Origin of the sequence: Caldithrix abyssi DSM 13497 (assembly GCF_001886815.1) — a bacterium.
Lineage (GTDB): Bacteria > Calditrichota > Calditrichia > Calditrichales > Calditrichaceae > Caldithrix > Caldithrix abyssi.
In genome coordinates this window covers 2,639,459-2,660,442 of sequence record NZ_CP018099.1, presented here as the reverse complement: position 1 = coordinate 2,660,442, position 20,984 = coordinate 2,639,459, and the positions used below count along the sequence as shown (strand labels likewise).

Sequence of the window (20,984 nt, the reverse complement as noted above, 5' to 3'; positions counted from 1 at the left end):
GCATAAAAATGAAAGAAGTAAAAGCCTTTATCCGCAGTTCCAAAGCAGAAGCTGTCATCGAAGCCCTGTATGATCTGGGTGTTGCCGATATTACTTTAATCGATGTAATGGGCGTGGGACACCATCTGGTAGACCCGCAACAGGCCCGCTATTCCATTCACCTCGTTAAAAAATATTCCGATGTGGCCAAGCTCGAAACGGTTTGCCGATCGGAAGACGCCAATAAAATTGTCGAAACCATTCGTCAAACGGCATATACCGGAATGCCCGGCGATGGCATGATTTACGTAATGCCTGTCGAAAAAGCTGTAAAAATTAGAACAGGCAAGGAAAACAAAGAAGCCATTTAGCCCATGGAAGGCGTGGTAAAGTAATTTAAGATGTTGTAATAAGAAAATAATTCATAATAATTAATTTAAAAAAGGAGAACCACTATGAGTTCAAGTATCAAGTCATTGGCAATCGCCATCGTCATCGCCGGCCTGTTTTCGATTACCGCTTACGCACAGGAACCGCAGGTTAAAGGAATGGAACATAAGGGCATGGTAACGCAGGAACGAATGAAGGTAGGCGACAATAGCAATCAGATGCAGAATGTTATGCATGAATGCATAGGCATCGTAAAAAACCTGCACGGCAGCGATTCGGAACACATGCAAAAGATGATGGATTCGGGCATGATGAGCACGGTTATGGCCATGTTCGAAACCGCCAAAGATATGCAAAAAATGATGCAGGGTATCGAATCGATGAAGCAGGATCAAAAAATGATGAACGATCCCCAGAAGAAAAAACACATCGAGCAAATGGAAGAACACATGCAGAAAATGATGCAATCCATGGAAGAGATGGTTAAAAATATGAAGTCGATCGAAGAGCAGGAAAACAAATAATATCGCTTTAAAAACCAAAAAGGGAGTTTTGATTAGCCCCCTTTCCGGGCGTGGTTCACTCCGCCGTTCATTATTTAATGATGTCGGCGGTGAGGGCTCCTGCAGCATAAGTTAAAACGAACATAGGAGGATAAGAAAGGGAAGGTATAAGAAAGATAACAGCATAAATAATAGCGCTTCAAAGGACTTTAAATAAAATATAAATTTGTGCTACTGGCACATAATTTTTAAAAAAAAGGCAGAAGTTTACCGTCCTTTGAAACATATTTCACAAAGCATTTTAAATGTAAGACATCCATTAAACAAAAGGGAGAGGGTATGGTCCCTGGTAAATTTTTGATCTTTATGGCTTTAATCGCTGCACTAATTTCGGCTTACGCTTACTTAGTAGGGCAGTCTGGCTCTGTAAATAAAGTAAAATGGCTAAATATTGCTCGTAAAGCTTTTTATGTGCAGTTGGCTGGCGTTAGCCTTGCCAGCATTTTATTGCTTTATTTAATATTAACGCATCATTTTGAAATTGGATATATATATCGCTACTCATCAAGAGACCTTGGGCTTGGGTTATTGATTTCTTCCTTCTGGGCCGGGCAGGAAGGCTCCTTTTTGCTCTGGGCATGGATGATGGTCATCATGATTTTCATCGTACACAAACGCCTGGGAAGCCTGGAAAATCCGACCATGTTCTATTTAAACCTGGTTATGGCCGGATTTTTAATCATCCTGGTAAAGGTCAGCCCTTTTGCTCTGCAGGAACATGTTCCGCCGGACGGCGCAGGTCTTAATCCTTTGCTGCAAAATTTTTGGATGATTATTCATCCGCCGGTCTTATTTGTGGGATACGCTGCGGCCGCAATTCCTCTTGCCCTTGCTCTGGCCGCGCTGCATAAAAATGATTATCAGACCTGGGTAAAGCTGGCGCTGCCCTGGACGCTGCTTACCTCCATAACCCTGGGCGCCGGTATTATTATTGGGGCTTTCTGGGCTTATGAAGTTTTAGGCTGGGGCGGCTATTGGGGATGGGACCCGGTGGAAAATTCCTCTCTGATCGCCTGGCTGTTCATTATCGCGCTGTTCCACGGTCTGCTGATTACAAAGAAAACCGGCTCCTTGCAAAAAACCAATCTTACGCTGGCGATTCTCTCTTACGTCATGGTTTTATATGCCACGTTTTTGACACGTTCTGGAGTCCTGGCCGATTTTTCGGTGCATTCCTTTGCCGATCTGGGTCTGAGCTCCTATTTGATCGTTTTCATGGGTGCGGTGATACTGGTGGGCGCAGGACTGATGTTCTGGCGCAGCGGCGAAATTCCCTCCCAACCGCTGCCTGTAAAAAAACTGAACAAAGAAACCGCCCTGGTGCTCACCATGTTTCTGCTGCTTACCTCTGCAATGCTTATCTGGCTGGGCACTTCGTCTCCGCTGCTTACTTCGATTTTCGGTCAACCTTCACAGGTCGGGATTGATTTTTACAATAAAATGAATCTGCCGCTGGGCATTTTAATGGCTTTGCTGCTGAGCTGGGCGCCCTTTGTGCGCTGGGGAAAGACCGAAACAAAAGACTTTTTTAGAAGGCAGATTTTAACCGGTCTGGCCGGTCTCGTCGCGCTGACGGCATTACTGCTGGCGAAGATGGACAACTGGCTTTTTATCATCTTTGTTACCTTTTCGACCATGGCATTGGTTGCTAATTTAGATATGTTCTTCACGCGTTTGCGCCACTCTTCCAAAAAAGAAGGCCTGGCCGCGCCTTTAACCCATATTGGCCTGACCCTGATGTTTGTCGGTATTATCCTTTCGGCTCAATATTCGCACAGCGAACGTATTGTATTAAATCAAAATGAGCCGCAACAGGTTTTTAACTTCACGTTTACCTATAGCGGCGATTTTCAGCAGCCCAACGGTAAAAACGGCGTGATCATTCAGGTTGAAAAAGAAGAAGAATCGTTCGAGATGCGCCCGCGTATTTACATGAATAATTACACGAACAGCATGATGCACGAACCATCCATTCGGCGTGGGATAATCAGCGATCTTTACATTTCGCCGCTGCAGATTGCCCGGGATGAGCATAACCATGCCCATGAAGAAATAACCCTTGAAAAAGGCGAAATCAAGACCTGGAACGATTACGAAGTCCAGTTCACCGGTTTCGAAATGGCTAACCATGATGAAGAGCACGGCATTAAAGTGCTTGCCAATGTGATCTTTAAAAAAGGGGAAGAAATCATCCAGCTTAAGCCTGGCGTCATATTACGTGGACAACAAGGCGAAGCCATTCCCTCAGTTTTGGAAGATGCGGAAACGGGAAAAACAACAATAGAGCTAACTGCCCTTAATGCCGATGCCAAAACGATTAGATTGATGTTCCATGGTACAGCGCCACTGAAAGAAGCGCCAACCGCGCAGGTATTGATAGAAATCAGCATCAAACGCTTTATGGCTTTGTTATGGCTGGGTACGATTTTGTTAACTGCTGGCACCATCCTTGGTGGCTACAGAAGATTTAAAGAAGGAAGAAGACGCAATGCGCAAACATGATTGATGTACTCATTTGGCGTTTGAGATGAGCACAGGCCAGAGTGCTGCCTGAATAGGCCATGTGCTGTAAAGTGAATTAAGTAAAATAACAGGCGGTCGCTTTACTTAAAAAGTGGCCGCCTTATTTATTATTATTGGCTCTACTGGGATTCCTGTGGAAAAAGGTCTAATTTACCAAGAAAGAAAAGTATTGCTATCCTAAAATTTTCAAATTTTCTAAAGCCTCTACCAACTGTTTTTATCTCCTGTATCTTGCCGTTCAACCATTCGGCTACTGAATTATCTATCTGATATCTTATATAGTTTAATAAGCCATCTGAATGAGCAATGAGCATTTTTGCTACTTTAATCATTTTATTTAAAGAACGTTCCTTAATATCCTGATACCATTCCGCAAAAAAAAATTTCGCATCATTTATTGTTTCACTCCTAAAGAATTCTTTGAAGTTCTCTTTGGCCGCCCAAGCCTGGGAAGTGATAAGGTTAAGTTCTTGAATTTTTCTGAAACGCGATAATTGCTTGTCCGTCATATTTTCCAGATTCTTTAAAAATAAATATTTACTTTTCACTAAGGTTTTATCATTAGATTTTTGTAATTTACGGGCTTCCTCTCGTCTGGTTTTATCCACTCCATCATTTAAATACTTCATTATATGAAATTTGTCATGCACTATGGAAGCATTGGGAAGCTCCTTTTGAACAGCTTTAATAAAAGCTTTCCACATATCCATACTGACCGCTTTGAGGCCCTCCTTTTGTTTCTCTGTTAATCCCTTGTTTATTAACGAACTGGCAGAGCTTGTTGTGCGACCTTCACTTACATCTATTACACGTCTTCTTTCACTATCGGATAATACGCTTACATAAGTATGACCTCTTTTCATACTCTTCTCATCTATCCCGATATATTTAATGTCCTCTTCCGTTCGGCGTGATAGCCCGCGTTCCACTGCTTTGCTCATTATATGATGAAGCATATCAAAGCTGATCCGTAAAAATTGTGCCGTTTTGCTCTGGTTCTTGGAGGCCAGTAATAACTCAATAGCAAAACGTTCAAATAATAAAGTCGTTCGACTCGACTTTTCTGCCCAAGGTACTTTGATCGTTTTTACTCCATGTTCCTTGCATTTAATGCGGGGTACTTTGCAGACAATATAGGTCTTCATTTGGCATGTATCCAAATGCCGCCAACGACGTTTTTCGCGGTGATCATAAATATCATATTCCACTTCGCATTCGGGACAAAAACCTTTTTTTGACTTATAGATAATCTCTATTTCTACTTCCTCATTCGCAATATCTAAGTCAACTTTAGAAACTTCCCAGGGATGCGAAAGTCCCAAAATCTGTTTAAATAATTCTTTATCTTTCATAAACTCAATCTAAGGATTATTTTTGTTTTTCACAAAAATCCCAGTAGAGCCTTATTATTAAGGTTGGTAAGGCATTGTGCCATGGAAACAAATAGCTCTCGATCGCCGATTTTGCAAATTGGCCCAGTTCCGGATGCGGCCCGCCATCAATATAAAAATGACGAACGGCGATTATTGCAATTATTTAACTTTTAACATACCATCGGAAACGCGAACCATTTTTTGATAATGAATACCTCCCATTTTTGTTTTTTGTCTTGCGCTTTCCATGATCCACTCGTCCCGTTCGGCTTTAACCATCTTGTTACGCTCCGCGCCGGTTGGAGCGGTGGAACTCCAGTTGGTTACAACCGGAATGTAAAGGGTTCATTAAGGTGTTAGGTAAACATCACAATTGGCTCACAAGAATTTTCGGTTTTGTACACTATTCTTCAGTAAGTTGTAGAATATTCATCAAAAACAAAGCAATCTAAAATCAATTTTATTTTGTAAGTGATTAAATTACAATAGAATAAAGACTCTGTTAATTCTGGCACGGAATGTGCTTTTTAATAAGTAACGCAGAACGTTGATTGATGACAGGCTGCAGAATCGAAAGATCAGTAAAAAAAGCAGCCCACTTGAATGAAAAAGGAACGATCTGCGGCAAAAAATAACTCCGAAAGAAAGGAGCTTTAAAATGATGGAACATGGTATGGGATTTGGTTGGGTGTACACATTAATCTTTGTGGCGCTGGCTGTATGGCTGGTTTACCAGATCGTTCAAAGAAATTCTTCCAGACCGGATGAATCGGTTAAAACGCCGCTGGAAATTTTGAAAGAACGCTATGCCAGAGGCGAAATTAGTAAGTCAGAATTTGATCGGATGAAAGACGATCTTAAATAAAAATATAAAGCCCTTAAATGAAAGGGGGAACCGATGAATAATAAAAAACATCACGACGAAAACGGCATGAAGCATGATGCGGATGAACATGGACATCATCACAGTGAGCATGAACACTCTGAACATGCATCAAAACATACCGACCAACATCACCACGTGCACCAATCTGATGAAGGTGATCACGCTGGCCATACCCAAAGTGCAGGGCACGAGCACGACCACGCCGCCAGGGGGCAAAAACACGATCATCACGATCATCACCAAATGATGGTGGCGGATTTTCGAAAACGCTTCTGGATCAGTCTGGCCTTAACCGTTCCGGTTCTACTACTGTCACCGATGATTCAGAAATTTTTGGGATTCTCGCTGCGCTTTACGGGCGATTTAGTGGTGAGTTTTGTACTGGCCTCGGCTATTTATTTTTATGGCGGCTGGCCCTTTTTAAAAGGCATGGTGCAGGAATTACGGAAGAAGATCCCGGGAATGATGACGCTGATCTCATTAGCCATAACCGTTGCCTATTTTTACAGCGCGATGGTGGTTTTTGGGTTGGCCGGAAAGATATTCTTCTGGGAGCTGGCTACTTTAATTGACATTATGCTTTTAGGCCACTGGATTGAAATGAAATCGGTGATGGGCGCTTCTAAAGCTCTGGAAGAACTGGCCAAATTGATGCCCTCCGAAGCGCACAAACTGGTCGGCGAAGATAAAGTGATTGACGTGCCTTTGAATGAATTGATTAAGGGCGATCGTGTGCTGGTCAAACCCGGTGAAAAAATCCCCGCCGACGGCGTGGTGATCAGCGGAGAAAGCTCGGTGAACGAATCGATGTTGACCGGAGAGTCCAAGCCTGTTTATAAAGGTGAAGCGGACAAGGTTATTGGCGGTTCGATCAACGGAGAAGGTTCTCTGGTTATCGAAGTGCACCGTACCGGCAAAGATTCGTTCCTGTCGCAGGTGATCGACCTGGTAAAAGAGGCACAGGAAAGTAAGTCTAAAACGCAGGACCTGGCTAATCGAGCCGCCTTCTGGCTAACGCTCATCGCCATTTTTGCCGGCGGATTAACCTTCTTTGTCTGGATGGTGATCATGCATCAGGATTTGTCGTTTGCGCTTGAGCGAACGGTTACGGTGATGGTCATTACCTGCCCCCATGCGCTGGGATTGGCCGTGCCTCTGGTGGTGGCTGTTTCGACCGCTATCTCTGCGTCTCGCGGATTATTGATTCGCAATCGCGCTGCCTTCGAACGGGCGCGCAATCTGCAAGCTATCATTTTTGATAAAACCGGCACCTTAACAAAAGGCGAGTTTGGCGTTACCGACGTGGTCGTATTTGATGAAAGTATTCAAATAGATGAATTGGTTGATTTAGCCGGCAGCGTGGAAAGCCATTCAGAACATCCCATTGCCAAAGCAATCAGCAATAAGGCAGCTAAAAAATTACCGGTTCAGGATTTTAAAGCCATTCCGGGCAAAGGCGCCTACGGCATGGTTGACGGTCGAAAAGTAATGGTTGTCAGTCCTGGCTATCTTAAACAAGAAAATATTACGATTAATAATGATACCGTTTCGGAATTGTTTGAGCAGGGCAAAACAGTCGTTTTTGTTTTGATTAATGACAGGCTTCATGGAGCGATTGCCCTGGCCGACGAAATTAGACCGGAATCTTTTGAAGCCATCCGTTCTTTAAAGAAAATGGGTATCAAAACCATGATGCTAACCGGCGATAATAAACAGGTGGCGCGTTGGGTCAGTGAAGAATTGGGCCTGGATCAATATTTTGCCGAAGTGCTGCCGGATCAAAAGGCCTTAAAAGTTAAAGAAGTGCAGGCACAGGGACTCATCGTTGCCATGACAGGCGACGGCGTAAATGATGCGCCGGCGCTGGCCACTGCCGATGTGGGTATTGCCATCGGCGCCGGAACGGACGTTGCCGTTGAAACAGCAGACGTGGTTCTGGTAAACAGCAATCCCCTTGATGTGGTGGCTATTATCAGCCTGGCCAAGGCCACTTACAGAAAAATGATTCAGAACCTGGCCTGGGCAACCGGTTACAATGCCTTCGCCATTCCGCTGGCGGCAGGCGTACTATATTCTTCAGGAATTATCCTCAGTCCGGCCATGGGCGCTGTGCTGATGTCCTTAAGCACCATTGTGGTAGCCATCAATGCCAGAATGCTGAAGATCAAGTAAGGAACGGGAAGTTTTGCAAGAATAGACGCCTCCATATATCAATCCTACCATAAACCCATTCAATTAAAAAAGGGGCTGTTCCGATTGGAACAGCCCCTTTTTGGTTATGCGGCTTTCAAATCTTTAAAGCCGATCAATTTCTTCTGTCGCTCATCCCACAAATGGAGCTTAACGCTTTTAAGACTTTTAGAAATGGTTAACGGTTCAACCTCTCTAAAAAGATCAATCTGTTTTTGACAGGCCGGCAGATTGTAAAAGGGAATGCCGGATCGTAAGTGGTGAATATGGTGGTAGCCAATATTGCCGGAGAACCAGTGTAAAATGGCTGGTAATTGATAGTAGGAACTGCCTTTAATGGAGGCTTCTACTACATTCCATTCATCGTTATGGCTCCAGTAAGTGTTTTCAAATTGATGCTGAACATAAAAAAGCCAGATGCCAGCTAGCCCGCCGACAAACATCACAGGTATCTGAATCATCAGATAGGTTTTGAATCCGATCAGTAAGCTAATGCCGGTTACCATAATTACCGCGGCCAGATTGGTCAACCATACGCCCCTTCTGGCTTCCTTTTTAGAGTCTTTGCCCGGCAGGCGATTAGAAACCAGAAAGAGGAAAAAAGGCCCCAGGCCAAACATGACCAGCGGATGGCGATAAAGACGATAGGCCAGACGTTTCAGTTTTGAAGCCTGTTTGTATTCGTCAACGGTCATGGTCCACACGTCCCCAACGCCGCGCCGATCCAGATCGCCGGAAGAAGCGTGGTGCATGTTGTGCGCCTGACGCCATTCTTCAAACGGCGTAAAAGTTAAAAGACCGGTAATTCTGCCAATCCATTTGTTAGCAGTGCGCGTTTTACAAAACGAACCATGACAGGCGTCATGAAAAATGATAAAGGTGCGCACCATAAACAGGCCGCCCAGTACGGTCAAAGGCAAAATGTAAACATACGAAACATTTTGCTTTAATAAATAAACCATCAGCGTCCACAAACCCAGATAGGAAGTTAAAGTGACGAACAATTCCCACAGGGACTTTTTGGTCGAAGGCTGGGCAAATGGCGCCAACTGTTGATTGATTTGCTTGAGTGTCAAGGTATTCTTCATAGAATTTCTCCAATTTTAAATTAAATGCATAACTCAAAACATAAAATAGAAATAAATTATTCTGGAATATTGTAAAAGAAATGTAAAAACCGAAAAAGGGAATTATTATTCGCCGCACTTTAATGGGCTTGATAAAAATGAAAAATATTTCAGAATCTGGAAAATAAAAAGAACATCGTTTACTTTTATTGGATAGAAGTTGGTTTACGATTTTATGGAGGAAAAATGAAAAAAGCGCTCTGGTTGTTTTTGATATTCTTTTTAGCATGCGCCACGCGCGAGCCTGAGCCCATGAATGCTCAAACGTTGAGCGAAGCGTTGCAACTGGCTAAAAAATTGAACCGACCGCTTTTAATCGATTTTATGACGGACTGGTGACCGAGCTGTAAGCAATTCGCTCGTGCAGCGAAAGAAGACAGCGAAATCCGAAAAATTTTAAGCAATGTGGTTTTACTGCAGGTCGATTGTGAAAAGGGCGAAGGCGTTGAGTTAGCGAAAAAATACAATATCAGGGGCTATCCGACATTCTATCTGGTCAATGCCAGTGAAGAACCTCTGTTTGTTTTTATGGGATATGGAAAACAATATTTTTCCCAGAAAATGGCCCTTGCTCTCTCCGACCTCAATCCCATCTCAGTTAAAGAAGAACGATTTGCCCGAAAACCTGATGCCGAGCTGGCCAGAATTCTGGCCGATTATTATTTTGCCCGGAACGAGCTGATAACCGCTTATGATTATTTGAAAAAAGCTAAAAATTTTGCCCAAAAGCCAGATGTGGAGCTGGATAGACAGATTTTTCGGATTGTTTATTCTGGATACCGCTCCGATCAATTTCCGCTTGATTCGGTTAAAGCTGCCGCCGATCATTTAATGGCGGGTTTAAAGGACGAAAAAAGCCGGGCGCAAATCTTGTTTAACATGTCGCGCCTCTTAGCAAAATCGCCTGATGATAGGGAATTGCTGAGCTATCTTACAAAACTGACTCAAATGATCAATCGAACGCCAGATCTTTTGCGTGAACGTAGTAAAAAAGAAGTTGAGCTTTTGCATTGCCTTTATGTGGAAAAAGACGCAAAAAAAGCCGTCGAAAAAAAGAAGGCTGCCATGCCGCCCGGCTGGCAGGAGAATCCGGATCAATTGAATTCTTTTGCCTGGTGGTGCTTTGAAAATAAGATAAATCTGGATGAAGCGGCGGCGCTGGCGAAAAAAGCGCTGGAGCTGGCAGACGATCCGCTGGATAAGGCCAATATTCTGGATACGCTGGCCGAAATCCTCAGTCTGCAGGGCAAACACCAGGAAGCCATTAAAGCGGAAGAGAAAGCCATTGAATTAAATCCAAAGGATAAACTCTTTAAGCGAAATCTGGAGAAATTCAGGCAGAGGGCTGGCCTAATATGATCACGGTAATTCTCCAAAGCAGCACAGCCGCAACCAAAAACATCTTCGCAGGAATTTAAACAACCACAGGGCGCACAGAGAAGTCACAAAGGGCACAAAGAATGTTAAAAATAGTTTCAATAGCCCTCGCCGCCTCGATTCACCACTCCCAGAATAAAAGTCTGGCAGTGGGGCAGGCTGAGCGTGGAATATTATTTCCAAGGTAGGAATTCACCACATTTGCAGAAACAGATTTGAAATGACAGACTAACTATTCAACCATTCAACTAATCAACCAAACAACCGGGGTACGGTGGATGTTTGAAAACAAAAAATCACTAACCTTTTAAAAAAGGGGAGGTAAGACGCTACTTATAATCAGCAGCGAAGCGAAATCGAGAAGACAGCGCTAAATAAAACGCTGTTTTTGCCGAAATTTACTGAAAAAGATACCGAAAAACTTGCATTGTGAAAAAATAAACTTTAATTTACTACCGAAAGGTAGGAGATAGAGTATGAGGCTACAAAAAACAACAGAACATGCCATTAGGGTAATGACGTATCTGGCGGTAAACAAGGATCAGCGTTTTTCGGTAAATGTATTGCACAAAGAGCTTGGCATTCCATATAAATACCTGGGGCGTCTGATGAGTAAGCTGGCTCAGGCCGGACTGGTGCAGGTGCTGCAGGGTAAACACGGCGGCTATCAACTGGGGCGGGAATTAGAGAAAATTTACCTGTACGAAGTGGTCGGCGTGGTTGAAGGGCTGGAAGACTACGATCGTTGCATTCTTGGATTTCCCAATTGTTCGAATGATAATCCCTGTCCCATGCATCATTTCTGGTCTAAAATCCAGAGTGAATTAAAAGAATTTTTGTACAATACCACGCTAGCAGATCTGGAAAAATTTGCCACGCACAAGATTTAAAAATTTTTAAATAAAAATGCTACGAATAAATAGAAATTTGGAGAAAAAAGATGAGCGAATTAATCAACAATAGACAGGAACGAATCGAGGTTATGAAAAACTTGATTCGTCAACTCCATGAAGGAAGAGATGAGGAGAAGGTTAGAAGGCAACTGGAAAGTGTATTGCAAGAAGCCGATTATTCCGATGTTTTTTTAATGGAAATTCAGTTAATGGAAGAGGGTATCTCCCGGGAGAGCATCACCAAGCTGTGCGACGTGCACACCAAAGTGCTCAAAAAGCATCTGGACCTAACCGAAACGCCAGATGCCGTTCCCGGTCATCCGCTGCACACCTTTTTGCAGGAAAACCAGGCGTTATTGCAGCGAACGGCGCACATCAGAAAGAAGATCGCCGAGCTGGAAAAAGTATCCGAAGAAGAGAGCGCGGATGTATTAATGAAGATTCGTTTTTTACTCAATGAATTGATGGATGTGGATAAACACTATCGTCGTAAAGAAAACTTGCTCTTTCCTTTCTTCGAAAAGAACAACTTGCACGGTCCTTCCACCGTAATGTGGACCAAACATGATGAAACGCGCAGCTATTTAAAATCGGTTATCCAGGCCTTAAATGAGGCAGAAAACATTTCTCAAAAGGAAATGATCGCTTTTGCCCGGCTGGCCATTGAACCAGCCATCGAATCCGTGGAAGAGATGATTTACAAGGAAGAAAAAATTCTCTTTCCCACGGCAATGGACTTGTTAACCGAGCAGGACTGGTACGATATCTACTTGCAAAGTCCGGAAATCGGTTTTTGTCTTTATTACCCTGAATTTGAATGGGTTCCGGAAGGCGGACTGGTTGAGAATGTAGAAAAGATCAAAGCCAGCGACGATAAAATTCATTTACCCACCGGCAGCTTTACGCTTGAACAATTGATAAACATCTTCAAAACGCTTCCGGTAGATTTAACATTTGTTGACGCGGAAGATACCGTACGCTATTTCAGTCCTGGAAAAGATCGTATTTTCGACCGCTCGCGCACCATTCTGGGCCGCAAAGTGCAGTACTGCCATCCTCCCAAAAGCGTAAATATTGTCAACCAGATAATTAAAGATTTTAAAGAAGGAAAACAGGATGTGGCGCGCTTCTGGATCAATTTTGGCGGTCGTTTCATCTACATCTCTTATTATGCCATAAGGAATGATCAGGGAACGTATCTGGGAACACTGGAAGTCACGCAAGACCTGACCGACTTACGCGCCCTTGAGGGGGAACGTCGTTTGTTGCAGTACGATGAAGAATAATTTTAAAAGGGAGTCATTATGAATGTTTTGGATATAAATCGTCATGTTAAATTGGGGGAAGTGTTTGAAGCTTATCCTCAATTGGAAGATATCATAAAAACGGTTTCGCCGGTCTACAAAAATCTGAGCAATCCGATTTTACGCAAAACCGTTTTAAAAATTGCCACGTTAGAAAAAGTGGCCCAGGTTGGTGGAGTGGATGTTTATCATCTGGTAAACATTTTACGCACCGAAGTGGGGCAGGAACCTATCGCGCCGAATGAAGAAGAGAGCGCCATGGCCGAAGCGCCTGCAGTAAACGATGCGCCGGAATGGATTAACGGTCAGCCAGCCAAAGTTATTGATGGCGTGGAAATGCTCAACCGTGGCGTGCATCCCTTAAGCGATGTAATGCAAACCATGAATACGCTGCCGGCCGGACAGTATATTTTGTTAAAGACTAATTTTAAACCCATTCCATTAATCGAAAAGATGGTTGAGGCCGGTTATCGTGTTCATCATCAGGTAGAAGAAGGGAAACCTGATTCACATTTAACCTATATCGGAAAATAGGTATCGGAGAAAGAATGAAGCGCAGTTACGCCCTTGAAACCTTATCGTGGGAGCATCATAACGGCCTTGTTCTGGTCTTTCGGCTGGAGCAGGGCATGCAATTTGACGCGTCCGTGGAAGAGATAAAACGATATCTTTTGCACGTCTGGCAAACCGCGCTTCTGATTCATATTGACCTGGAAGAAAAATATTTGATGGTTCCTGAATATCTCAGGGACTTAAAGGATTATTTACAACAGATGCAGGGCGATCATCAAATATTTGCTGAGATGATGAAAAAATTGAACAAGATGAAATCCGAGCAGGAAATACGGAACCTCATCCAGCAATTTTCCGAGAAATTAAAGACGCATATTCGTTTTGAAGAAAGAGAATTATTTCCGGCGTTTGAAAAGATGCTTACCAGGGTTGAAGCGAAACAATTAGGCGGAAAATTACACGAGGTTCATAAACCGATTGATTTAAGCTGGCCAAATGAATTTTGGAAAAGAAAAAATGGATCGGAGCAATGAAATTTAAGAATTTAATATATATCAAGTCACGATGGATTCACAAAGTGTTTGGTTTAATTTTGATTCCGTTTTTGATCTGGATGAGTATCTCCGGGATCATTTTAAACCATCCGGAGGTGTTTGCCGGCTTTAACGTTCCTTCGTGGCTTGTTCCTTCCCATTATCACATCAAAAACTGGAACCGAAGCAGTATTATCGGCGCGGTTCACGTTAATGATACGGACATGTTTATTTATGGGAAAAAAGGCGTATGGCAGGTTGATGATGCGCGGAAAGTGCATTACGTGGGGCAGGGTTTTCCGCAGGCCGATTATTATAAAAAGACCAACCACATGATCTTTCTTACACATGGAAATGATTCACTGTTAATCGCCGCCACGGATGGCGGTTTATTCATGGCGTCGCTCAGCCGTCTAAACTGGCAAAAAATTGAATTACCAGGAAAACCGGAAAAATTGAAGAAAATCCTGAAAATAGACGACACCCTGCTGGTATTTGGCGAATCCAATGTTTTTAGAGCGGATTTAACAAAAAGCGCGCTACAATTTTCCATAGCAACCCCCTTGCGAGAAGAAACAGAAAAAAGCGTGACCATGGTTCAACTGTTTTTTGATATCCATGACGGTAAGGCGTGGGGGCTTGCCGGTAAGCTGTTAATGGATTTTATCGGTTTGGTGATTATCTTTGCCAGTGTAACCGGCTTTTACGTCTGGTTCTCTCCCTGGCGCAATCGAAAACGGGCCAATTCAACGTTTAAAACCCGGACGATCGCACGCCTGCGAAGCTGGAATAAGTGGCACATCAAAATAGGCGCGCTGGTTGTGGTGTTCTTCATTTTGTTGGGTAGTACCGGGCTTTTTATGCGACCGCCTTTTCTGGCGGCCATTGCAGAGAAAGATGTGCCCGCCACTTATTACCCCGGTAAATTGAGCCAGAATCCCTGGGAACGTAAAATTCAGAATGCGCTTTATGATCCCTTTCGCGATCGGCTTATTATCGCCACCAGCGAGGGATTGTGGGCAGGGCCAGGCGACCTGCGCCAGGAATTCAAAAAGATTAATTTGAACGTACCCATCTTTGTAATGGGGCCAACCTACTTTGAATGTTTACCCAATGGCCATTATCGCATCGCCTCTTTTAACGGTATTTTTGATTACAATCCGCAAACCGATCAGGCGGTTGATCTAATCACCGGCCAGATTCCAAACAATGTATCCACCGTTCGACCTGCCGACATAATGGTCACCGGCTACTTCCAGCTAAATGACGGCTCGGAATGGATTACAGCCCATGAGCAGGGAATATGTAACATGGAGGGAAAAGTCGTAAATATTTGGCGCGTGCCGGAGTCCATGATTGACATCAATTCTTTAAGTTTGTGGAACTTTATGTTCGAATTACACAATGGCAGAATTTTTAAATCCGTGGTAGGTAGTTTGTACATTCTGATTATCCCGCTGGGTTCTATCCTGTTCCTCTTAATTTCCTTTAGTGGGCTGTACGACTGGGCCTTTAGAAAGTTCAGAAAAAAAAGAACGCTGTTGGTTGCCCGGCCCAACAACTTATTATCAAAAAATTTTAATCGACAGAAGAAAATGGTGGAGGTGTAAGGTAATGTTTTTGCGATTTTTGCCGATGATTTTTGCTGACTTATTATTTGCTGCCCATGTAATGCGATTTCAGGGACTTTACCCGGCATTGGCGGTTGTTTTGCTGTTAGGAACGTTATTCATTCGTCGGGCATGGGTGCCTGGACTGTGGCAGGTATTGCTTTTGCTGGCGATTGGAGAGTGGCTGCGTGTTACTGCCATGTTTATTCGTTTTCGACTTGCAATGGATCTTCCTTATATTCGCTTATTAATCATCATGGGACTGGTTATTCTGTTTTTTGTATTTGTGATTTTCTGGTGGCAAAATGACAAGATTCAGGCCTATTTTAAGAATAAATCAGAAACAGGAAAGGGGGATTGAAAAACCAAAATTTTTTTGATAAAACGAGTTATTGTTAAACCAAAATTGGAGGTGTTATGAGAATTACCTACTCAATTTTTCTGCTGTTATTCGGCTTTACACTGGCATTTGCCGAGCAGACGTGTGTAACCTGTCACCAGAATATTACGCCTGGTATTGTAACCGACTGGGAAATCAGTAAACACTCGAAAAACGAGGTCGGTTGCGCCACCTGTCACGGTGACGGACACAGCTCGGCCAGCGATGTGGCCAATGTGGATATTCCCACTCCCGAAACCTGCGCCAACTGCCACGAAGATCAGGTAACGCAATTTAAAAAGGGCAAACATGCCCTGGCCTGGGCGGCGATGAAGGCTATGCCTTCCATCCACTATCAACCGATGACCCTTACGGAAGGAATGAAAGGTTGCGGCGGCTGTCATAAACTGGGTATTAAAACGGAAGAAGAGATCAGACAGTTGAAAAAAGAGGGCGCCGGCTTTGGAGTGGCCTCGTGCGATGCCTGTCATACGCGTCACACATTTTCTAAAAAAGAAGCCCAGCAGCCTCAGGCTTGCCAGACCTGCCACATGGGCTTCGATCATCCGCAATGGGAAATGTATTCCTCATCCAAACATGGCGTTCGTGCCTTATTAAAACAAACCGGACAAATTGATGAATCTGCTTCTGCGCCGACCTGTCAAACCTGTCACATGGCCGAAGGCAATCATGAAGTGCGCACGGCCTGGGGCTTTTTAGCGGTTCGTACCGATGGGCTTGGGCCTTACCCTGGCGAAGATGAAGAGTGGTGGAAAGACCGCGTAACCATTCTGCAGGCGCTGGGCGTATTAAGCCCGGAAGGTAAGCCAACCGCCAGACTGGATGTGGTGGCCAAAGCGGATGTTGCCCGTTTGAGCAAAGAAGCCTTTGATAAAGAACGGAATAAGATGATCAAAGTTTGCTCCCAGTGCCATTCCGAAAACTTTGCCAAAGCCGAGCTGGAAAAAGGCGACAACCTGATTCGCGAAGGCGATAAACTGCTGGCCGAAGCCATCCGCATTGTAGCCGATTTGTACAAAGACGGAATCCTCGAAAAACCTGAAGGCTATGCCAGCAATTTCCCGGATCTGTTAACCTTCCATGACGCGCCAACCACAATCGAACAGACTCTGTTCGAAATGCACCTTAAACATCGTATGCGTTTATTCCAGGGCGCATTCCATAACAATCCGGACTACTCATTGTGGTACGGCTGGAGTGAAATGGTGCGCGATTTAACGGAAATCAAAGAAAAAGCCAAAGAATTACGCGCCAGACATTCCCAAAAATAGAATCTTTAAAACATTTTAAGAAAATTCTTTGCAGTCGGCGGTTGTTGAGGCCGCCGACTTTTAATTTTGTAGTTTAACGGAAAATCCTTAAACAACTCTTAAAGCAATTTTCAGAACAACCTGCGCGGTGTTTTATAGGTAAGATTCCATCCATTAACCAAGGCAGCGAGCCGCAATTAATTTTTTTACGCAAATTGCGCAGATATTCTCTGAAAAAAATAATTTTGAACTTTTTGTACCTTTTAGAATTAAACTTCATCAAATGAATGTATTTTTCTAACATGTACCCAAAAATGGAGGAACCAAAATGAGTAAGGTGTTGTTTGTCGCCTTTCTACTGATGGGCATTCTTATGATTCCCTTTCAAAGCAAGGCGCAGGTTTTAGGCCCGTGTGGGCAGTCGCCAGATGAAAAAGCCACTGTAACCGTAAAAAAGGACGTGGTAAAGGAGAGCGCGTTAAAGGTCAATCCCATCCCGTTACCTGGGCAGCGCGCTATTGATTTTGAATTAACGGGCGTTGTCGGGAATGAAATTAAAACCGTTAAACTTTCGGACTATCAGGGTAAATGGCGCATTTTGTGCTTTTTCCCCGCTGCTTTCACCTTTGTCTGACCTACCGAATTGGCTGCAGTTGCAGCTAAGTACGATGAATTAAAAAAATTAAATGTAGAAGTTATTGCCATCAGTACAGACACTCATTTTACGCACTGGATGTGGAAAAAAACTTCCCCAACCGTCAAAAATGTTGAATATCCGATTTGCGGTGATCCCAGCGGCGCTGTTTCCAGAGCTTATGGCGTGTGGCAGGAAAAGTCCGGTTTGAATCAGCGCGGGCGGTTTATCATCAATCCGGATGGAATTATCATGGCGGTGGAAGTGCTTACCGGCCCGGTTGGCCGCAATGTGGATGAGTTAATCAGGCAGATTAAGGCCATGCAAGAAGTGGCTAAAAATCCTGGTAAAGCGGCGCCTGCCGGCTGGAAACCAGGCGACAAACTAATTGGTACGGGAAAAGATTACATCGGAAAGTATTAGTCGAAACCTTTGAATAAGCAGTTTAGAACGGTTAAATTAGAAATCGTATTTTACCGTCTTTCTTCTTAGGTTTCGAATCATGATAAATAACCCCGGTTGCATGAACATCCGGGGTTATTTTTGTTTTAACAGGCTTTGATAAAAGTCCTCCCATGCTAAAGTATCTGCTTTTACGAGTGCAAAAGAATTTGAACAGAGGTCTATCTACCCATTAAAACGGAGTAATTATTTAAACCTTATATTGGTTGATATTTATTCAATATTTAACCGATCCAGCCGTCAGGCCGGAGATAATCTGTTTTTCAAAGATAAAGACCAGCAGAATCAGCGGCAGGGTGACCACAATACTGGCCGCGGCAATGTCGCCCCAGGGAATTTCGTAAATGCCGGGAAAGAGGGCAATGCCCACGGGAATGGTCTGCGATTTGGGCGTGGCCGTAAAGGTGAGGGCAAAGACGAATTCATTCCAGGCAAAGATAAAGACCAGAATGCTGGTGGTAAAAATAGCCGGACGGGAAAGGGGAAGCACAACGCGGCGATAAAGCTGGAAATTGGTGCAACCATCCAGGCGCGCGGCTTCTAAAATCTCTGCCGGCACCTGTTTGAAAAAATTGTGCAGCGTCCATACCATAAAAGGCAGGGCGAACGAGCTGTATGGTAAGATCAGCGCCCAGTACGTATCGCGCAGATTAGCCGCTTTGATCATTAAAAACAGCGGACTGACGATGGCGATGGGCGGATACATGGAAATGGCCAGAATGGAACTCAAAAGCAGCGCCTTTTTTCTGAAATTAAAAAAAGCGGTGGCAAAAGAGGTTAAAGAGCCGGCGGCAAAGGCCAGCAGGCTGGTCAGCGAGGCTACGATCAAACTGTTTAAAATAAAACGTTGAAAATCGCTGCTGCTTAACACAACGCGGTAGTGACTCCAGTCGATCCTGGAAGGGAAAAAAGGCGGCAGTTGGGACAGTTCGGCCGTCGGCTTCAGGGAAGTGATGATTTGCCAGAGATAGGGCGCGGTCAGCCAGCAAATAGCACAAAAGGTTAAAAACATTAACGACAAATTTTTCAAATATTTTTTAAAGATTATTGTTTTCAATTGAGCATGGGCCCCTTAATGCGTACATCTCCCTGCCTTATGGTAAACTGTTTTTGATCCAGATATTCCAGCAGCGGAATGAGCACCTTGCGAGTCAATCCGGTGAAATTTTTAAAACTGGCAATATCCAGTTCTCTTTTTTCGGCAAAGGACTTTTTTAAATAAGCCAAAATTTTTTGCAAGAATTCATCGTGCAGATAGTAGCTGCCGGCCAGCGAGTGAATTTTACCCTGTTTGACCAGATTGGAAAGCAAGGGTTTTAGGGCGTCTGGCGCTAGGCTCAGCGCCTCTGCAATTTGCTGGAAGGTCAATGCCTGAAAGCCGGCATCACAAATGACCTCCAGGGCTTTTGCGGCCTGCTTCTGCCTGGCTTCCATATTGGCCAGCTCCGGCGTGAGATACAAATCGTCGATGGCTACCAGCGCCTTGCGGTTGACCATACGCTGCAGCAAACGATCGAAAAACAGATCATTGGCGCAGGGCGGTTTTAACATGGATTTAAGCTCGCTTTTATTGAAACCGTTTAGCGCTTTACTGCTATTCGTTAAACGGGAATGAATGGCCGACAGCAGGCGATCCTGCGCTTCGTCCAGAGCTGGAATGGCCACAAAATGCTTTTCGTTCTGCTGTTCAATGGAAAGCAAAAAATTCTCTTTTATTAAGGCCGTCAGCGCGCTTTCAAGAGTTTCCTTTTTTTCAAAAAATTGTGTGGCAAGATTGGACAAATTCACGGCGCTAAATCCCTGATATTCAAAAAAGATTTTAATCCGCTCTTTAAGCTGACCGTTACGTAAGGTTTTAAATATTTCCTGCCAGCGGTGGCGCATTCTGCCCATGGGCGGAGGATTGAGGAAAAGAACGCGTCCGCCGGCAATGGTGAAAAATGGAGAAGTGGTGCGAATCAGCACCGCATCGCCGGGCGCGCAAACACCGGCTTCTTCCAGACGGATGCGCACATGGTAGGTCTGTTCCGCCTCCAGGCTGGGGTTCTCTTCGAACCAGGCAATACGGCCCAGTATTTCGGCCGTACCCAGATAGACGCGCACTTCCTGATGTTTTTTGATTTTCATGGGAATTTGCGACGAGGTGTGAAGAACGGCCAGAAATTCCCGAACCGGCTCCAGTGTATTCGGACGCGTTAACGTTTTGCCGCGCTCCACTTCTTCTCTGGAAACATTGCTCAAATTGATGGCCGCCCGTTGTCCGACCAGCGCGCTGGTTACGTCTTTTTGATGAACCTGAATGCCGCGTATTTTACTGAGCCTGCCTTCCGGAAGGATAACCACATTGTCGTCAACACTGATGGCGTCGGATAAAACCGTACCGGTAACCACCGTGCCCGAACCATGCACGCTGAAGCTGCGGTCAACGTTCAGGCGAAAGGGCCGCGTGCTGGCGCGTTCGGCGCATTGTTCTATTTTTTGAGTGAGTATGTTTCTTAATTCATCCACGCCCTGTCCGGTGACGGCGGAAACCGGAATGATAGGCGTGTTGTCGTAGCCGTTGGCGCGCAAAAATTCTTCTATTTCCAGCAATATTAATTCGCGCCATTCATCATCTACCAGATCAATTTTATTCAGCGCCACCAGCCCGTTTTTAACGCCAAAAAATTTAAGGATGTCTAAATGCTCTCTGGTCTGGGGCATGATGCCGTCATCGGCGGCGATGACCAGCAGAAAAAGATCAACCGTGCTCACGCCGGCCACCATGGTTTTTACAAAACGCTCATGACCGGGAACGTCGATGATGGTAATGTTGTCTTTCCAGTAAGCAAAGCCCAGCTCGATGGTGATACCGCGCTCCTTTTCTTCTTTTAAAACATCGGTATCGATATCGGTCAAGGCTTTGATTAAGGCTGTTTTGCCGTGATCGATGTGTCCGGCCGTGCCGATGATGATGTGTCTTTTCATGCCTTTTCCT

At 44.4% G+C, this 20,984-nt stretch carries 19 protein-coding genes and 1 pseudogene; 16 read left to right on the top strand and 4 right to left on the bottom strand.

Going from position 1 to position 20,984, the window contains the following annotated elements:
- The first annotated feature begins 8 nt into the window (after positions 1-8).
- The 3 genes from Cabys_RS10340 (at position 9) to Cabys_RS10330 (ending at position 3,434) form a co-directional block, all read left to right on the top strand.
- Positions 9-350 (top strand): P-II family nitrogen regulator, encoded by a 342-nt coding sequence (locus Cabys_RS10340; protein ID WP_006930330.1) that lies wholly within the window; start codon positions 9-11, stop codon positions 348-350.
- A gap of 84 nt (positions 351-434) precedes the next feature.
- Positions 435-893: a hypothetical protein gene (locus Cabys_RS10335; RefSeq protein ID WP_006930329.1), complete on the top strand. Its 459-nt coding sequence runs from the start codon at positions 435-437 to the stop codon at positions 891-893.
- 318 nt (positions 894-1,211) lie between these two features.
- Positions 1,212-3,434, top strand: coding sequence for a heme lyase CcmF/NrfE family subunit (locus Cabys_RS10330; protein ID WP_006930328.1), 2,223 nt, complete (start codon positions 1,212-1,214; stop codon positions 3,432-3,434).
- Between the two features lie 140 nt (positions 3,435-3,574).
- Here the strand turns inward: Cabys_RS10330 and Cabys_RS10325 are convergent, their stop codons facing one another.
- Positions 3,575-4,807, bottom strand: a complete 1,233-nt coding sequence (locus Cabys_RS10325; protein ID WP_006929573.1) for an ISL3 family transposase — start codon at positions 4,805-4,807, stop codon at positions 3,575-3,577.
- A 679-nt stretch (positions 4,808-5,486) separates the two neighbouring features.
- On the opposite strand from Cabys_RS10325, the gene Cabys_RS10320 reads away from it, so the two are divergent.
- Both Cabys_RS10320 and Cabys_RS10315 read left to right on the top strand, forming a co-directional pair.
- The gene (locus Cabys_RS10320) at positions 5,487-5,693 is read left to right on the top strand and encodes an SHOCT domain-containing protein (protein ID WP_006930327.1); all 207 of its coding nucleotides are present in this window, start codon (positions 5,487-5,489) and stop codon (positions 5,691-5,693) included.
- A 33-nt stretch (positions 5,694-5,726) separates the two neighbouring features.
- Complete coding sequence (locus tag Cabys_RS10315) at positions 5,727-7,886, top strand: heavy metal translocating P-type ATPase (protein WP_006930315.1); 2,160 nt, start codon at positions 5,727-5,729, stop codon at positions 7,884-7,886.
- A 104-nt stretch (positions 7,887-7,990) separates the two neighbouring features.
- On the opposite strand, the gene Cabys_RS10310 is transcribed toward Cabys_RS10315, so the two are convergent.
- Positions 7,991-8,992 (bottom strand): fatty acid desaturase, encoded by a 1,002-nt coding sequence (locus Cabys_RS10310; RefSeq protein WP_006930313.1) that lies wholly within the window; start codon positions 8,990-8,992, stop codon positions 7,991-7,993.
- 225 nt (positions 8,993-9,217) lie between these two features.
- On the opposite strand from Cabys_RS10310, the gene Cabys_RS20060 reads away from it, so the two are divergent.
- The 11 genes and pseudogenes from Cabys_RS20060 to Cabys_RS20430 all read left to right on the top strand — a co-directional run bounded on the left by Cabys_RS20060 (position 9,218) and on the right by Cabys_RS20430 (position 17,968).
- Positions 9,218-9,370: a hypothetical protein gene (locus Cabys_RS20060; RefSeq protein WP_169313661.1), complete on the top strand. Its 153-nt coding sequence runs from the start codon at positions 9,218-9,220 to the stop codon at positions 9,368-9,370.
- Positions 9,371-9,382: 12 nt separating this feature from the next.
- Positions 9,383-9,562 (top strand): annotated as a pseudogene (locus Cabys_RS20655) (thioredoxin domain-containing protein); the annotation flags it as partial.
- Positions 9,560-10,390, top strand: coding sequence for a tetratricopeptide repeat protein (locus tag Cabys_RS10305; protein ID WP_335647878.1), 831 nt, complete (start codon positions 9,560-9,562; stop codon positions 10,388-10,390). The pseudogene Cabys_RS20655 and the gene Cabys_RS10305, both read left to right, overlap by 3 nt.
- A gap of 494 nt (positions 10,391-10,884) precedes the next feature.
- Complete coding sequence (locus Cabys_RS10300) at positions 10,885-11,298, top strand: RrF2 family transcriptional regulator (protein WP_006930311.1); 414 nt, start codon at positions 10,885-10,887, stop codon at positions 11,296-11,298.
- A 50-nt stretch (positions 11,299-11,348) separates the two neighbouring features.
- Positions 11,349-12,587, top strand: a complete 1,239-nt coding sequence (locus Cabys_RS10295) for a DUF438 domain-containing protein (protein WP_006930310.1) — start codon at positions 11,349-11,351, stop codon at positions 12,585-12,587.
- 18 nt (positions 12,588-12,605) lie between these two features.
- A complete protein-coding gene (locus tag Cabys_RS10290) occupies positions 12,606-13,139 on the top strand; it encodes a DUF1858 domain-containing protein (RefSeq protein WP_006930308.1) in 534 nt (177 codons plus the stop codon).
- Positions 13,140-13,153: 14 nt separating this feature from the next.
- Entirely contained in the window at positions 13,154-13,651 is a 498-nt protein-coding gene (locus tag Cabys_RS10285; RefSeq protein ID WP_006930306.1) for a hemerythrin domain-containing protein, read from the top strand.
- Positions 13,648-15,261, top strand: coding sequence for a PepSY-associated TM helix domain-containing protein (locus Cabys_RS10280; protein WP_006930305.1), 1,614 nt, complete (start codon positions 13,648-13,650; stop codon positions 15,259-15,261). The genes Cabys_RS10285 and Cabys_RS10280 overlap by 4 nt, the downstream gene beginning before the upstream one ends.
- Positions 15,262-15,265: 4 nt before the next feature.
- The gene (locus Cabys_RS10275) at positions 15,266-15,622 is read left to right on the top strand and encodes a hypothetical protein (RefSeq protein ID WP_006930304.1); all 357 of its coding nucleotides are present in this window, start codon (positions 15,266-15,268) and stop codon (positions 15,620-15,622) included.
- Positions 15,623-15,678: 56 nt separating this feature from the next.
- A complete protein-coding gene (locus Cabys_RS10270) occupies positions 15,679-16,932 on the top strand; it encodes a multiheme c-type cytochrome (protein ID WP_006930303.1) in 1,254 nt (417 codons plus the stop codon).
- 307 nt (positions 16,933-17,239) lie between these two features.
- Positions 17,240-17,968: a peroxiredoxin gene (locus Cabys_RS20430; RefSeq protein WP_006930302.1), complete on the top strand. Its 729-nt coding sequence runs from the start codon at positions 17,240-17,242 to the stop codon at positions 17,966-17,968.
- A 256-nt stretch (positions 17,969-18,224) separates the two neighbouring features.
- On the opposite strand, the gene Cabys_RS10260 is transcribed toward Cabys_RS20430, so the two are convergent.
- Positions 18,225-19,064 (bottom strand): carbohydrate ABC transporter permease, encoded by an 840-nt coding sequence (locus Cabys_RS10260; protein ID WP_150109310.1) that lies wholly within the window; start codon positions 19,062-19,064, stop codon positions 18,225-18,227.
- Positions 19,061-20,974, bottom strand: coding sequence for a selenocysteine-specific translation elongation factor (gene selB, locus Cabys_RS10255; protein WP_006930300.1), 1,914 nt, complete (start codon positions 20,972-20,974; stop codon positions 19,061-19,063). Before selB ends, Cabys_RS10260 begins: the two co-directional genes overlap by 4 nt.
- Positions 20,975-20,984 lie beyond the last annotated feature (10 nt).